Raw genomic sequence first — 14348 nt, 5'->3', positions numbered from 1 at the left:
GCATTGCATAACCGTCCTTCCCGCCGGGCTGTGCTTACACCTGCATTTCCTTGATGATCTCGCCGGCGAACTCGCTGGTTTTAAGCAGGGTGGCATGCGGCATGAGGCGGTAGAAGTCTATCGTGACTTTTTTGCGCATAATGGCCTGGCTCAGCCCCCGCACAATGCACGCCGCTGCTTCTTTCCAGTTCATGTATTCGAGCATCATTACTCCGCTCAGCAGCAGGGAGGAGGGGTTCATGCTGTCTGTTCCGGCGAAGCGGGGCGCGGTGCCGTGGGTGGCTTCGAACACGGCATGGCCGGTGGTATAGTTGATATTGGCGCCCGGGGCGATCCCGATGCCGCCCACGGATGCCGCCAGGGCGTCGGAGATATAATCCCCGTTCAGGTTGAGGGTGGCCACCACCGAAAAATCCTGCGGGGCCAGCAGTATCTGCTGCAGGAAATTGTCGGCGATGATGTCCTTGAGCAGGATCTTTCCCTGCGCCAGCTCTACCTGCATGGCTCTATTGGCGGCTTCTTCCCCCTCCGCTGCTTTGGTTTTTTCCCATTGCTCCCAGGTATAGACCTGGCCGGCAAACTCCCGGGCCGCCAGCTCGTATCCCCACTGTTTGAAGCCCCCCTCGGTATATTTCATGATATTGCCCTTGTGGACCAGCGTTACGGAGGGGCGCTGATGTTCGATGGCATAGGCGATGGCCGAGCGGATCAGCCTTTCGGAGCCTTCGCGCGATACGGGCTTTATCCCGAAGGCCGCGCTGTCCGGGAACCGTATGCTTTTTACCCCCATTTCCCCGATCAGAAAATCCCTGAGCTTTGCCGCTTCGGGACTCCCGGCCGGGTATTCGATGCCGGCATAAATGTCTTCGGTATTTTCGCGGAAGATAACCATGTCCACCCGCTCGGGGTGCAGCAGGGGGGAGGGCACTCCATGATACCAGCGTACCGGCCGTACGCAGGCATAGAGGTCCAGCTCCTGGCGCAGGGCCACGTTCAGCGAGCGGATACCGCCGCCAACCGGCGTGGTCAGCGGGCCTTTGATGGCGATGCGGTAGGTCTTAAAGGCATCCAGGGTGGCCTGCGGCAGCCATTCTCCGGTTTGCGCATGGGCTTTTTCCCCGGCCAGCACTTCTTTCCAGCAGATCTTCCGCCTGCCTCCGTATGCCAGCTCAACGGCCGCATCAAATACGCGTACGCTGGCCTTCCAGATATCCGGGCCGATACCATCGCCCTCGATAAAGGGGATGAGGGGGTGATCCGGCACCTGCAGTCCGCCCTCCGTCATGCTGATTGGCTGTTCTTCCATGGTCTTTGATTTGATTGCCGATTTTCCGCCGCAAAGGTAACGGATTTCCCCCGAGCGGCAGCGCCACAGCGCCCGGCTGCGGCATGGCTTGCAGGTGCAGCAAATAAGTGCTAACTTACCCCAAAAGTCAGTTTATGGAAGAACATCTTGTACGCATACTATCCGTAGCGCCGGTCACCCACAATGTCCGCTGCTTTAAGGTGGAAAAGCCGGAAGGATACCGGTTTATTCCCGGTCAGGCCACCGAAGTGTCCATCCCCAAGTCGGGCTGGAGGGAGGAAAGACGCCCTTTTACCTTTACCAGCCTCAATGAATGGGATCACCTGGAGTTTACGATCAAAATATATGATGATCACGGCGGGGTAACACAGCAGCTGGGCAAGCTCGAGTCGGGCGACGAGCTGCTGCTGCACGACGTATGGGGCGCAATACAGTACAAGGGAGAAGGTACTTTTATAGCCGGCGGAGCCGGCGTGACGCCTTTTATTGCCATTTTCCGGCAGCTGCAGCGCGATGAGAAACTGGGGAACAACCGCCTGCTTTTCTCTAACCGGACAGCAAGCGACATTATCCTGCGAGATGAGTTCGAGCGCATGCTGGGGCCGGCGTTTGTCAATACCCTTACATCTGAAAAGGCGGATGGCATGGATAACCGCCGGATCGACGAAACCTACCTTCGCGAAAATATAGCTTCCTTTGACCAGCCTTTTTATGTCTGCGGCCCGGACCAGATGGTGGAGGATGTCAAGCAGGCATTGCACCGGCTGGGAGCGGGCGCTGATATGGTGACTGTGGAGCTCTGATTTTTACGGATCGTTTACCGTCAAAAAGCCGCGGTTTACCGACGGCCGGCATACTGTAACCTGTTTGAGATTGGAGGTATGCCCCGGTTGGTGGTAGCTTTGTGGAAAATTAAACCGAAAAGAAATGGAAGAAGATATGCATAAAGAACCAGAAGCAGGCGGATCGGACCCGGCGGGGGCATCCCGGCGGGAAGAGCGGCTGCGGAGGCGGGCGGCTGCCTTTTCGGCACGGCAGCGGGAGCTTATGAATCGCCGTTACCGGTCCCACAGCGTGTGGTCCGGCATCGTGATCCTGGGGATAGGACTGGTATACCTCGCCGCTCAGCTAGGCGCTCCCATTCCTTCCTGGGTGTTTACCTGGCCGATGATTCTCATTTTGGTCGGCTTTTTTATGGGGATCAAACACCGGTTCCGGGATATTGCCTCTATCGTGCTGATGCTGATAGGTTTCGGTTTTCTGTCGGAGAATATCTGGGAGTTTACCTTTCATTTCCGGCAGCTGATATGGCCGCTTATCATTATCGTGATCGGGCTGATCATCATTATCCGGCCGAAACGGGCCTCGAACTGGCAGGAATGGGAAAAACGCCGGGGGCACGGTCCCTGGGGTCCCAAGCCATGGGCGCATACACATACGCACACACACGGTCCGAAGACGGGTCCGGAATGGGATGCGCTGAAGGAAAAATGGGAGGATGTCCGGGAAAAATGGGAAGAGAAATTTGAAGCGCGGGGACCCCATGAAAGCGTAAGGGCCGGCGAAGACCGGCTGGATACGGCTGCAGTATTCTGCGGCATACGTCGTACCGTATTTTCAAAAAACTTTAAAGGAGGGGATGCCGTTACCGTATTCGGCGGTACGGAGCTGAACCTGGCGCAGGCCGATTTCTCGGAATCGGACATCGCCGTGCTGGATGTAGTGGTCATCTTCGGTGGCCTCAAACTTACCGTACCGCCCGGATGGGAAGTGCGCAGCAACGTCATCACCATATTTGCCGGAGTGGAGGATAAACGTTATCTCAATCCCGGTGATACATCCGGAAAAAAGGTGCTGCTGATCACCGGTACGGCCCTTTTCGGAGGAATAGATATCCGTAATTAACCTGAATACGAGCATAATGCCCTATGGCTTCCCAGGCACCGTCCATAAAAGAGTTTCGCTTATTCTTTGCCATTGAATGGGTCATCTGGACGGCGGCCACGGCCATCACGCTGGCCTTATGGTACGACCAGCCCTGGCTGCTGGCGGTGAGCGACAGCGTGGTCAGCAACGGGTTGCTGGCCTTCAGCACGTTCATCATCGTAAATGTGCTGTCTTTTTACCAGCCCGGTTACGGGCGGCTGCCTTTCGCCCTTTTGCTGGTAGTGGGCATGTCCTTCCTCTGGATAAAGGTGGACTACCTGATCCTGCAAGGGCTGTATCCCCCGGAATGGGATGACATGCTGCACCAGACCCTGCCGGTGCGGTTTGCGCTCTCTGTGCTGTTTACCATGCTCTTTGCCATGGGTAACCTGCTTTGGACCCTGCTGAAGGATCAGCAGGAAAGCCGTGACCGGGAGGCCGACCTGCGGCAGATGGCCAAGGATGCGGAGCTGTATAAGCTGCGGCAGCAGCTGCAGCCTCATTTTTTATTCAACAGCCTGAACTCGATCAATGCACTCATCTGTGTTCATCCCGAGGAGGCCCGCAAGATGGTGCAGCAGCTGTCTGACTTTTTGCGGGGCACCCTCAAGCGGGAAGAAAGCCAGTTTATTCCCCTCGAGGAGGAGCTGCAGTACCTGCAGCTGTACCTGGACATTGAAAAGGTGCGTTTCGGCCACCGACTGAAAACCAGCTCCGATGTTTCCGAGGAAGCGCTGAAGGCGAAGATGCCGCCCCTGCTCCTGCAGCCGCTGATGGAAAATGCGATCAAGTTCGGACTGTACGGCACCACCGAGCAGGTAGGGATCCACCTGCGGGCCATTGTCCGTGACGGTCACCTGGTGATCGCCATCATGAATCCTTACGATCCCGATATGCAGATGCCGGAAGGTACCGGCTTCGGGCTCAAATCGGTGAAGCGGCGCCTGCATCTGCTCTTTGGTCAGGCTGCGCAGGTAGAGACCAATACAACACCCGACGCGTTTGCCGTGGTGATAAGATTTCCGTTATTTTATGAACATGACAAAAGTAATCCTGATAGATGATGAGCCGCTGGCCAGGGCGGTCATCAGGGAATACCTGCAAAACCTGCAGGATTTCGAGATTGTAGCCGAGTGCGGGGACGGCTTTGAGGCCATGAAGGCCATTGCCCGTCACCAGCCCGATCTGCTGTTCCTGGATATACAGATGCCGAAGATCAGCGGCTTTGAGCTGCTGGAGCTACTGGAGGAGCCGCCCGGTGTGATCTTCGCCACCGCATTCGACGAGTATGCCATCCGAGCCTTTGAGGCTAACGCTGTCGACTATCTGCTAAAGCCCTTTTCGCGGGAGCGGTTTGATAAGGCGGTTGAAAAATTCCGGCAGCAGGCGGCCGCCGGGAAAACGCAGGTCAAGACCCTGCTGGAAAAGATGGAGTCAGACGCCGGCCCGCAGCATCGCATTATCGTGAAGATCAACAATGTCATCAAGATCATCCCTCTTCAGGATGTGCAGTACCTCGAGGCGGCCGATGATTATGTAAAGGTGCACACCGCCGATGGTCATTTCCTGAAGAACAAGACGATGCAGTTCTTCGAGCAATCCCTGCCCCCGCAGCAGTTCGTACGGGTACACCGGTCCTATATCCTGAACATCAGCTATATCACGCGGCTGGACCCCTATGAGAAGGAGGGCTATGTGGCGGTGCTGAAAACCGGCGCACATATTCCGGTCAGCAAGACCGGTTATCCGCGGCTGAAGACGGTGCTGGGCCTGTAGAGATAAGCCTCTTTATTTTACGATCAGCACCGGCACTTTTACGGCATGTGCCACCTGGCTGGCCGTTTCTCCGTAGAGCCAGTCCTTGAATCCGCGGTGCCCGTGCCCGCCCATGACCAGCAGGTCGGCGTGTTGTTCCCGGACGATCCTGACGATGGAGCGGCTGCGGCCGTGGTGCGCCAGGAAGCCCGTTGCCCGCTGACCGCGCTCAGCCAGCAATCTGACATAGGTGTCCAGCTGCTGCCGGTCGTGCTGGGACTCATAATCGGCGCTTTCCTGTTCCATCATCCGTGCGGAAGCGCTTTCCACCACATGAATCAGCAGATAGTGCGTGCCGGCATGGCCCTGGGCCACGGCGGCGGAAATGGTTTTTTCATCATTCCGGCTGAAATCCAATGCTATGGCGATGCGGTCGTACACTGGCTGTACAAAATCCCCCAGCTGGAGATGCTCCGGGTGGATACGCGTGTCTCCCCCGGTTTTCCGTTTGGAGAGCAGCGGGTACCAGAAGGTGACCAGCAGCAAGACCAGAAAAAGTATGGCCGCGCCTGCGATAAGCAGCTTGCTGCCCCAGTGGCCGGCGGCAAACAGCTGCCCGGCCACTGTTCCGTAGACCATGCGCAGGTTCAGATAAACCAGGATGGCGGTGATCAGCCAGGCCAGGATGCGGGTCAGGGGCCGGATGGCAAACTTTCCCATAGTAGGCTTATCGCTGACAAAATGAATAAGCGGGATAATGGCAAAGCCCAGCTGCAGGCTCAGCAGCACCTGGCTGAAGATGAGCAACGACCCGACCTGCTGTTCCCCGGCGATCAGGATGGTGAGCACCGCCGGAATGATGGCCAGCAGACGGGTGATCATGCGGCGCAGCGCCGGGTTGATGCGCAGCCTGAGATAGCCTTCCATCACGATCTGACCCGCCAGGGTGCCGGTAACGGTAGAGCTTTGTCCTGCCACGATGAGGGCTACAGCAAAAAGACGGGGCGCCCAGGCGCTGCCCAGCAGCGGTTCCAGCAGTTGATGGGCATCCCCGAGCTCGGCGATACCGGTATGACCGCTTTTGTAAAATACGGCCGCCGCCAGCACGAGGATGGCGGCATTGACAAAAAAAGCGAGGTTCAATGCGATCGCGCTGTCCGCCACATTCAGCCGTATGGCCCTCCGCAGCGAGGCTTCGTCTTTTTTGATCTTGCGGGTCTGCACCAGCGCCGAATGCAAGTAGAGGTTATGCGGCATCACCGTGGCGCCGATGATGCCGATGGCGATATACAGGGCTTCCGCATCCGGGATGCTGGGCAAAAGACCCGAGATCACTTCCCCGGGCCGGGGCCGGGCCAGGAACAGCTCCACCAGGAAGCAGCATCCGATAACGGCAATAAGACTGATGATAAAGAGCTCCATCTTGCGCATCCCCAGCTTTTGGAGATACAGCAGCAGCAGGGTGTCCAGGAAGGTAATCAGCACCCCCCAGATCAGGGGCAGCCCAAACAGCAGGTTGAGCCCGATGGCCATACCCAACACTTCTGCCAGGTCGCAGGCCGCGATGGCTACCTCTGCCAGCAGATATAATATAAAATTGGTTACGGGAGGATAGGTTTCGCGGTTGGCCTGGGCCAGGTCCCGCCCCCGCACCAGGCCCAGGCGGGCGCTGAGACTTTGCAGCAGCAAGGCCATGAGGTTACTCATCAGCAGCACCCAGAGCAACGTATAGCCGTAACGGCTGCCTCCCGCCAGGTCGGTCGCCCAGTTGCCCGGGTCCATATATCCCACGCTTACCAGATAAGCCGGTCCGATAAAAGCCAGCACCCGTTTCCAACGGCTTCCGTTGACGGTGGTATCTACCGAGCCATGAATCTCGTTCAGGGATAAACCCGGATGTGCGGTCTTTGTACGATGTGTATCCAAGTAAGCGGGTCAATTATTAGGCAAATCTAATAAAAAATTTTTAACTAACCATATTTTGTGGTCGGCCAGGCCCGATCAGGCGGCCGGGCGGTGTTTTTCAAAAATTAAGAAATCGTTTTCTGACTTTCCTGCCGTTTTTTGTTAACATTGCCGGGGAAAACGGGCGGCGGGAAAACATTTCGGGTCGTGTTCTTTTAACCGTTTAAATGATTCAGGTGAAACGAATAGCAGGAATACTGGCAATAGCCGTTTTATTGACCGCCTGCCGGAGCGGCGGGCAGCGCGGCGGAAAGGGGTTGCATTCTTTCAACGACCTCCAAAGCCTGTTTCCCGAGCTGGAAACTCCTTTTCAATACCCCGCGGATTCCCTGGCGGCTAAACCGCGCGTTCCCGAACTTGAGCCGGAGGATCTTTCTGCTTTTGTACCGGACAGCATGCTGAAGGAGGTGACGATAAAAAAAGTCAAAACGCATTATTATCCGCTGGGGCGCCTGCAAAGCGAAAGCCGGCAGCATTTTCTTCTGCTGAAGGCTGTTAATCCCCGTATAAGAGCGGTATACCTGTGTGTTTTTGACAAAAAAGGCCGTTTTTCGGATGCCCGGATTATCGGCCGGTCGGATCCGAAGATCAGGCAGGGCTTCCGGATAGATCAGAAATTATTGCTTTACCTGAATATCTCAAAGCCGGGCAGTGCGCGCAACCCGGGTGAGGATGTATATATGGTGAACCCGGATGGGACCTTCACCCTTATCCTTACCAACAATGCCCAGTCACTGACAGCCGACCAGATCAATCCCATCGATACGCTGCCCCGGAAGCACAAGTATTCCGCCGATTACCTTTTGGGAAAAACCGGCCTCGTTTCCATACGCGACGGCGCGGATGCCAAAAGCTTTCGTTTTTTTATATACTTTAATAAAAACGGCGACTGTAAGGGGGAGATCAGCGGTACGGGGCATTTTGTGCGGCCGGGCCTGGGTGAGTTTAAGGAGGAGGATGGTCCCTGCGGGCTTCGTTTTACCTTCTCTGCTTCGCGCGTTGGGCTGAAAGAGATCGGGGGCTGCGGCGCCTATCGCGATATCCGTTGTTTTTTTGACGGAACATTTACAAAGAAAAAATAAGCGTAAGTGTTCTATGATGAAGTCGTTACTGTTATCCATTGACCTGAGCCTGCCGCTGAAGGATCCGGTGCTGATCTTTTCGATCGTGCTGTTTATTATCCTGCTGGCCCCCATTATCCTCCGGAAATTCCGTATCCCCAGCATTATCGGGCTGATCATTGCCGGCGTGATCATCGGGCCGTATGGCCTTAATGTGCTGCGTTACGATAGCAGTATAGAGCTGTTCGGCATGGTGGGACTCCTGTACATCATGTTCCTCGCCGGGCTGGACCTGGAGATGAACGAGTTTTTAAAAAATCGCGGGCGCAGCGCGGTGTTCGGATTGTGTACCTTTATCCTTCCTTTTGGGATGGGCGTTCCCGTATGTCATTACCTTCTGCATTTCGGATGGGTACCTTCCGTACTTATCTCCAGCATGTTTGCCACGCATACGCTCGTGTCCTATCCTATTGCAAGCAGATTGGGCATTACCAAAAATCAGGTCGTCACCATTGCGGTAGGGGGGACCATCATTACGGATACCCTGGTGCTGCTCATACTGGCGGTCATCACCGGGGCGGCCAGGGGTACGCTGAACCAGGCGTTCTGGCTCAGGTTGGGGATTTCCATAGTAGTGTTTGTGCTGATCGTGTTTTTATTATTCCCCCTGATCGCCAGATGGTTTTTCAGGAACATTAAAGCGGATAACACCACTCATTATATTTTTGTCCTGGCGATGGTGTTCCTGGCTGGTATGCTGGCCAAGCTGGCTGGGGTGGAGGCTATCATCGGCGCGTTTATGGCCGGCCTGGCGCTGAACCGTCTTATCCCGCATACCTCCCCGCTGATGAACCGGATCGATTTTGTGGGCAATACGTTGTTTATTCCCTTTTTCCTGCTGAGTGTAGGGATGCGGGTAGACCTCCGGGTATTTCTCCATGGCTCCGGCATACTGGTACTGGCCGGTGTGCTCTTGGTGATTGCCTTCCTGGGGAAATGGCTGGCTGCCCTGATCGTACAGAAGATATACGGTTATAGCATGGTGCAGCGCAGATTGTTGTTCGGGCTTACCAGCTCCCGCGCCGCGGCTACCCTGGCCGTTATCCTGGTGGGTTTTGAAATGGGCATTGTCAATGAAACGATCTTAAACGGTACAGTTATCCTGATCCTGATCACCTGTCTGGTATCTTCCTTCATCACCGAAAACGCAGGCCGCAAGCTGGCCATTGTGGAAAGCCAGGCTCTTCCTGAAATGGAAGAAAGCCGGGAAAACATCCTGGTGCCGATCTCGAATCCCGAAACCATCGAGCAGCTGATGGACTTTGCCATTATGCTGAAAGACCCCCGCCAGCGCACACCGATCTATGCCCTCAGCATTGTAAAAGACGATGAGGAGGCCGGCGAGAAGGTCCTGCTGAGCAATAAGATGCTGGAAAAGGTGATCAAGCATGCCTCGGCCACCGACAGCCCGGTACAGATCATCACCCGGGTGGACCTCAATGTGGTCAGCGGTATTACCCGCGCCGCCAAGGAAGTTACGGCAACCGATCTGATCATGGGCTGGAGCTCGCGGATCAGCACCACCGACCGCTTGTTCGGCACCAAGCTGGGTAGCCTGTTGCTGAACAACTGGCAGAATATTTATGTCAGCCGCTTTCTTTATCCGCTGAACACTACCCGTAAAGTGGTGCTTATCATTCCGGGAAACGCCGAGTACGAAATAGGATTCGCTCACTGCATACGGAAGGTGGAAGCGCTTTCCAGGCAGGCAGGCGCGGACATTCTTTTGTGTACCGGTAAAAAAACGCAGGATGCCTTCATGCGCGAGCTTGGCCGGAGCAAGAATCCCGTGCAGGTGCAGTTCCGGGTATTCGACGACCTGGAAGATTTCCTGGTAATATCGAGGTCCGTAAGCCGGCATGACCTGCTGATCATCATAAGCGCCCGGAAGGGTACCCTTTCTTATCATACCTTCCTCGATAATATTCCCGTAAAGCTCAACCGCCATTTCCGCGAAAATAATTTTATCCTGATCTACCCCGAACAAAACATGGTTGAGGTAAAGGAATCCGGCCTGCAGGGCGAAGACCTTACGCTGGCGCCCATCCAGGAGCAGATCGAAAACATCAGCAAGCTGGGCAGGGCGGTGAAGAAGATGTTCCGCGGCGGTCCCCGCCAGGACAAAGAGGATCCCGGCGGCGATACAGACTCCCCATCCGCCGGATAATGTTGTATTTCACAAACCGGACAAGCATGGCAAAATCTGCTATCTTTATTCTTCTGAAAACTGAAAAAACCATGATCCGTTCTCTGCTTTTTTTCTTTGCCTTTTTCTTTTGCGCCGCGTTTTGTCAGGCCCAGCAGGTGCTGCCCCTGTATTCCGGCAGCATCCCCAATGCCCGGCCCGTTGCGGATAAACAACAGGTTACGATAAACAAGGAGCTGGATACCGTGCTTACCGAGGTATCCGTGCCTACGCTCACCGCCTATTTCCCGCCGGCGAATACGGCCAGCGGAGCGTCCGTGATCATATGTCCCGGCGGCGGCTACCATGCCCTGATGTATTCCTGGGAAGGTATCCGTATCGCCAGGGCGTTCAACAAGGTGGGGGTGGCTGCCTTTATTTTGAAGTACCGGCTGCCGAGCGATCGTACCCTGCAGGATAAGAGCATCGGTCCCCTCCAGGATGCGCAGCAGGCCATAAAAACGGTTCGTGAAAAAGCAGCGCAGTGGAAGCTGGATCCGCATCGTATCGGCATCATGGGATTCTCCGCCGGCGGCCACCTGGCCTCCTCGGCCGGCACTCATTTCGGTCACGCCTATATTGAAAATAAAAACGGCACCAGCCTGCGCCCGGATTTTATGCTGCTGATCTATCCTGTGATCAGCTTCACGGACAGCATAGGCCATGTCGGCTCCAGGGATAACCTGCTCGGCGCCCACCCCTCTCCGGAGCAGATCCGGCTTTTTTCCAATGAGCTGCAGGTGGATGCGCATACGCCGCCTACCTTCCTGGCCCATGCGGTGGATGATAAGGTGGTGCTTTCCCAGAACAGTCTTTACTTCTACGAGGCCCTGCACCACAGCGGAGTGCCCGCCGAGCTGCACCTCTATGAAAAGGGAGAGCACGGGTTCATTACCGCTCCCCCGTTTGACGAATGGTTCAACAGCTGCATATACTGGATGAAGAGCAATAAATGGATACGCTGATCGGCCGCGGATAAAGCGACGTATGCAGGTTATTTACCCAGACCGTCCAGATCGGCCTGCAGAGACAAACGCAGGGTATTGGAAAGGGGGTTTTGTTGTACGCCGCTTCCGGAAGGGACCAGATAAGAAAAATCGAGTCCGAACCGGTCATATTTCAATCCTATGCCCAGCGACAGGAACTTGCGATTGCCCTTGGTCCTGTGCTCGTTGAAATAGCCGGCCCGGATGGCGAACAGGCTATTGTACCAGTATTCCGCACCGACAGAATACATGAGCTCATGAAGCTCTTCCTTTATCCCTCCGGGGGCATCTCCGAAGGAGCTGAAAAGCGCGCCCACCGTTCCCTTTTCCCGGTAATCCGGTATATTGTTCCGGTCGGCATCCGCGGTATCCGGCGTAGGCGCCATTAATTTGTTGATGTCCAGTGTGAGGGTGATCTTGTTGCGCTCGTCAATGAGATGGGTGTAGGCCGCGCCGATCCCCAGGTTGGCCGGGAGAAAATCCTTATCGCCGGAATCCTGGGTATAGGATATTCTGGAGCCCAGGTTGGTAATGGCCGCGCCGAAGCTCCATATGCCGCCTTGTTTCCCGCCATAGCTGACATTCTTGGTATAAAAGGCGGAGATGTCTCCTGCCACAGCCGTGCCGGCCTTATAGCTGCTCCCGTCCGCTTTTCCGCCGTTGGCCAGACGGGAATGAATATACCGTAGAGCGATGCCCATCGAAAAACCATCGTCTAATTTCAGCGCATATCCTGCATCCACGGCAAATTCACGGGGATGGGAACGGGCCAGGTCCGTGCCTTCGAAATCTGTCAGCTGTATATCTCCCATATCAAAGTAGCGCAGCGAAGCCCCTATAGCCTGGCGCTCGTCCAGCTTCCGGTAGCCGCCTATGGCGGCGAGGAAAACGTCGTCTGCCATCTCCCGGAGCCAGGGGGTATACGTCACCGTAGCCCCTGCACCTTTTTCTGCAAAGGGCAGCTTAGCCAGGTTATGAAATACGGCTGTCGCATCGGCTGAAAGCGCGAGACCTGCATCGCCCATCGCCCCGCTGCGGGCGTCGGGAACAATACGCAGGAAAGGAACGGCGGTATTCACGGTATTTACCCGCCCGTCGACAGCACCGTAGGTCATCTGTGCCCGGACGGCGCCGGCAGTAACGGACAGCAGCCCGGCACTTCCCAAAAGGATGACGAATATTTTTTTCATCTGTCGGTATTTATCTTTTTTAATATCATTATTTGCTGACAATAAATTTTCCCTTGGCTACCGTTTGCCCCGACCAGGCCTTTACATAATATACGCCGCCGGCCAGCCGTGCTACTGAAAATTCGTGATAAGTGTAGCCTCCTTTTACCAGCGCATCGTGCACCACGGCCCCGCGGGTGTCTGTAACGATCAGGCGCGTTCCCTTCAGGGTGTATACCATATTGCTCCAGCTGATCCGCACCACGTCGCTGGCCGGGTTGGGGGTGATCTTCAGGGCGGGAGGCGGCATGTCTTCCGGCAACGGATTACCGGTTGGCGGCGGCAGGTTGATCGTATATACGGCAGCGTTGATTGCCGAGGGCCGCATGCCTTCTTTTTCCGCATATACCTTGAGGGTCGTGCTGGTGCTGATCTGCAGCGGAGAAAAGTAGACCGGCGATCTGAAGTCGGGATCGCTGCCATCCAGCTCGTAGTAAATGGTGGCCCCTTCCGTTGCGCAGGTGACGCCGACCTTCTGGGGAGCATCGTAGGTGCCGGCAGGGACGCTGAATTCAGGACTGGCTACCGTGCCGCTCTTCTTCAGGATCGTATAAGTGGCCGAGCTGACGGTGGAAGGCTTGGTCGAGCCTTTTTCCGCATAGGCGTAGATCGTGGTAGTGGTATCAATAAGAAGCGGATCCTTGTAGACCGGTGACTCCTGGTCCGGCTCGGATCCGTCCAGGGTATAATGGATCACCGCGTTCTTTGTATCGCTGGTGATGGCCACCTTTTGGGCGGTTTCATAAGTGCCTTCCTCCACGCTGAATTCTGGGGCTGCCACCTGCGGGTCGATCAGGGTATAGGTGGCCGAGCTGATGGTCGAAGGCGTCATCCCTTCCTTTACCGCGAAAGCCCTGACGCGAAGCGTGCTGTCAATCACTACCGGTGCGGTATATACGGGAGAACCCTCGTTGGGGTCGGTGCCGTCCAGGGTATAATGGATGACCGCCCCCTGTTCCCCGCTGGTGATTGTCACTTTCAGGGAACTGTCATAGACGCCTCCCGGAGGCGTAAACTCCGGCGCTTCCACGATAGGCAGCACTACGTTATAAGCGCTGCTCACCTCCTCGGAGGCGAACATGCCGTCGGCAAATGTTTTGGCGCGGATCTGGGTTGTCTTGTATTCATTTAAAATAATAGAATCCTTATACAGAAGCGCGTTAGTGGTGGGTGCGCTTCCGTCTGTCGTGTAGCGGATCTCGGCATTTGGGGTCGCGGTGCTGATCTTTACCACTACGCTGTCCTCGTACAGTCCTCCCGGCGGGCTTATCTGCGGCTTGCCGGCAGTTTGGGGCTCCAGGGCATACAGGTAGCGGGAAGGCACGGCCTGCCGGCCGATGCCGGGGGCCGCCCAGTCAAAGAACAGGGCATTGGCGCCGCCTCCTCCTTCATGAAACTCCCAGATGATAGGATATTTTCTCCCGGCTTCCAGGGTGATCTTACCGGAATGCTCCGAACAGCAGGTGGTCCAGTAATCGATGACCGATTGTCCGTTGATCCATATCCGGCTGCCGTCGTCGGTATTGGTATAAAACGTGTACTCGCCGGAGACCGGCGCTTCGATAAGGCCTACCCAGCGTATGGAGAAATTATCGATTATCTCCGGATGGCTTGTAAAGGGCCCGGAGGTGGTGCCCCAGTTGAATTTCACGGTAGAGTCTATTCTGACCATCAAAGGAGAAGCCGCGAAGGCATTATTGGCATCCGTATAAGTGTAATAGCTTCCGATAAGCCCATGTGTGGAGTCTCCCGGTCCGGCTGAGGCGACAGGAACTTTTAATGCAGGACTGAGCGGACGGGCCAGGCTGCTCCGGGCAGGGATATGGAACAACAGGAACGCAAAGGACAAAAGCCGTATGAGGTGCTTCATTTCAA

11 protein-coding genes are annotated in these 14348 nt (G+C 55.8%); 7 read left to right on the top strand and 4 right to left on the bottom strand.

Features of this window, described 5'->3' with window-relative positions; all coding sequences use genetic code 11:
• Window positions 1-34 precede the first annotated feature (34 nt).
• Window positions 35-1306: an NADP-dependent isocitrate dehydrogenase gene (icd, locus tag ABD851_RS16875; RefSeq protein WP_344981503.1), complete on the bottom strand. Its 1272-nt coding sequence runs from the start codon at window positions 1304-1306 to the stop codon at window positions 35-37.
• Between the two features lie 134 nt (window positions 1307-1440).
• Here icd and ABD851_RS16870 point away from each other — a divergent pair, with 134 nt between their 5' ends.
• The 4 genes from ABD851_RS16870 (at window position 1441) to ABD851_RS16855 (ending at window position 5008) form a co-directional block, all read left to right on the top strand.
• Window positions 1441-2109, top strand: coding sequence for an FAD-binding oxidoreductase (locus ABD851_RS16870; protein WP_344981501.1), 669 nt, complete (start codon window positions 1441-1443; stop codon window positions 2107-2109).
• 124 nt (window positions 2110-2233) lie between these two features.
• Window positions 2234-3211, top strand: coding sequence for a LiaF transmembrane domain-containing protein (locus ABD851_RS16865; protein WP_344981499.1), 978 nt, complete (start codon window positions 2234-2236; stop codon window positions 3209-3211).
• A gap of 23 nt (window positions 3212-3234) precedes the next feature.
• The gene (locus ABD851_RS16860; protein ID WP_344981497.1) at window positions 3235-4296 is read left to right on the top strand and encodes a sensor histidine kinase; all 1062 of its coding nucleotides are present in this window, start codon (window positions 3235-3237) and stop codon (window positions 4294-4296) included.
• Entirely contained in the window at window positions 4271-5008 is a 738-nt protein-coding gene (locus ABD851_RS16855; RefSeq protein WP_344981495.1) for a LytR/AlgR family response regulator transcription factor, read from the top strand. The genes ABD851_RS16860 and ABD851_RS16855 overlap by 26 nt, the downstream gene beginning before the upstream one ends.
• A gap of 12 nt (window positions 5009-5020) precedes the next feature.
• On the opposite strand, the gene ABD851_RS16850 is transcribed toward ABD851_RS16855, so the two are convergent.
• Window positions 5021-6913, bottom strand: coding sequence for an Nramp family divalent metal transporter (locus ABD851_RS16850; RefSeq protein ID WP_344981493.1), 1893 nt, complete (start codon window positions 6911-6913; stop codon window positions 5021-5023).
• A gap of 215 nt (window positions 6914-7128) precedes the next feature.
• Here ABD851_RS16850 and ABD851_RS16845 point away from each other — a divergent pair, with 215 nt between their 5' ends.
• Genes ABD851_RS16845 through ABD851_RS16835 form a run of 3 tightly spaced genes read left to right on the top strand, consistent with a single transcriptional unit; the run spans window position 7129 to window position 11223 of the window.
• The gene (locus ABD851_RS16845; protein ID WP_344981491.1) at window positions 7129-8034 is read left to right on the top strand and encodes a hypothetical protein; all 906 of its coding nucleotides are present in this window, start codon (window positions 7129-7131) and stop codon (window positions 8032-8034) included.
• 13 nt (window positions 8035-8047) lie between these two features.
• Complete coding sequence (locus tag ABD851_RS16840; protein WP_344981489.1) at window positions 8048-10240, top strand: cation:proton antiporter domain-containing protein; 2193 nt, start codon at window positions 8048-8050, stop codon at window positions 10238-10240.
• Window positions 10241-10266: 26 nt separating this feature from the next.
• The gene (locus ABD851_RS16835) at window positions 10267-11223 is read left to right on the top strand and encodes an alpha/beta hydrolase (protein WP_344981487.1); all 957 of its coding nucleotides are present in this window, start codon (window positions 10267-10269) and stop codon (window positions 11221-11223) included.
• A 29-nt stretch (window positions 11224-11252) separates the two neighbouring features.
• On the opposite strand, the gene porV is transcribed toward ABD851_RS16835, so the two are convergent.
• A complete protein-coding gene (gene porV, locus ABD851_RS16830; protein WP_344981485.1) occupies window positions 11253-12434 on the bottom strand; it encodes a type IX secretion system outer membrane channel protein PorV in 1182 nt (393 codons plus the stop codon).
• 28 nt (window positions 12435-12462) lie between these two features.
• The gene (locus ABD851_RS16825) at window positions 12463-14343 is read right to left on the bottom strand and encodes a chitobiase/beta-hexosaminidase C-terminal domain-containing protein (protein ID WP_344981483.1); all 1881 of its coding nucleotides are present in this window, start codon (window positions 14341-14343) and stop codon (window positions 12463-12465) included.
• Window positions 14344-14348 lie beyond the last annotated feature (5 nt).

The sequence above is a fragment of the Compostibacter hankyongensis genome, assembly GCF_039541075.1.
Classification (GTDB): domain Bacteria; phylum Bacteroidota; class Bacteroidia; order Chitinophagales; family Chitinophagaceae; genus Compostibacter; species Compostibacter hankyongensis.
The sequence above is the reverse complement of the archived record's forward strand: the minus strand, read 5'-3'. Positions and strand labels throughout refer to the sequence as shown.

What these genes read in the sequence shown, in the direction of transcription:
- ABD851_RS16860 (WP_344981497.1), top strand. Translation starts at nt 3,235, where the DNA reads ATGGCTTCCCAGGCACCGTCCATAAAAGAGTTTCGCTTATTCTTTGCC.
- ABD851_RS16840 (WP_344981489.1), top strand. Translation starts at nt 8,048, where the DNA reads ATGATGAAGTCGTTACTGTTATCCATTGACCTGAGCCTGCCGCTGAAG.
- ABD851_RS16870 (WP_344981501.1), top strand. Translation starts at nt 1,441, where the DNA reads ATGGAAGAACATCTTGTACGCATACTATCCGTAGCGCCGGTCACCCAC.
- ABD851_RS16865 (WP_344981499.1), top strand. Translation starts at nt 2,234, where the DNA reads ATGGAAGAAGATATGCATAAAGAACCAGAAGCAGGCGGATCGGACCCG.
- ABD851_RS16835 (WP_344981487.1), top strand. Translation starts at nt 10,267, where the DNA reads ATGGCAAAATCTGCTATCTTTATTCTTCTGAAAACTGAAAAAACCATG.
- icd (WP_344981503.1), bottom strand. Translation starts at nt 1,306, where the DNA reads ATGGAAGAACAGCCAATCAGCATGACGGAGGGCGGACTGCAGGTGCCG.
- porV (WP_344981485.1), bottom strand. Translation starts at nt 12,434, where the DNA reads ATGAAAAAAATATTCGTCATCCTTTTGGGAAGTGCCGGGCTGCTGTCC.
- ABD851_RS16855 (WP_344981495.1), top strand. Translation starts at nt 4,271, where the DNA reads ATGACAAAAGTAATCCTGATAGATGATGAGCCGCTGGCCAGGGCGGTC.
- ABD851_RS16825 (WP_344981483.1), bottom strand. Translation starts at nt 14,343, where the DNA reads ATGAAGCACCTCATACGGCTTTTGTCCTTTGCGTTCCTGTTGTTCCAT.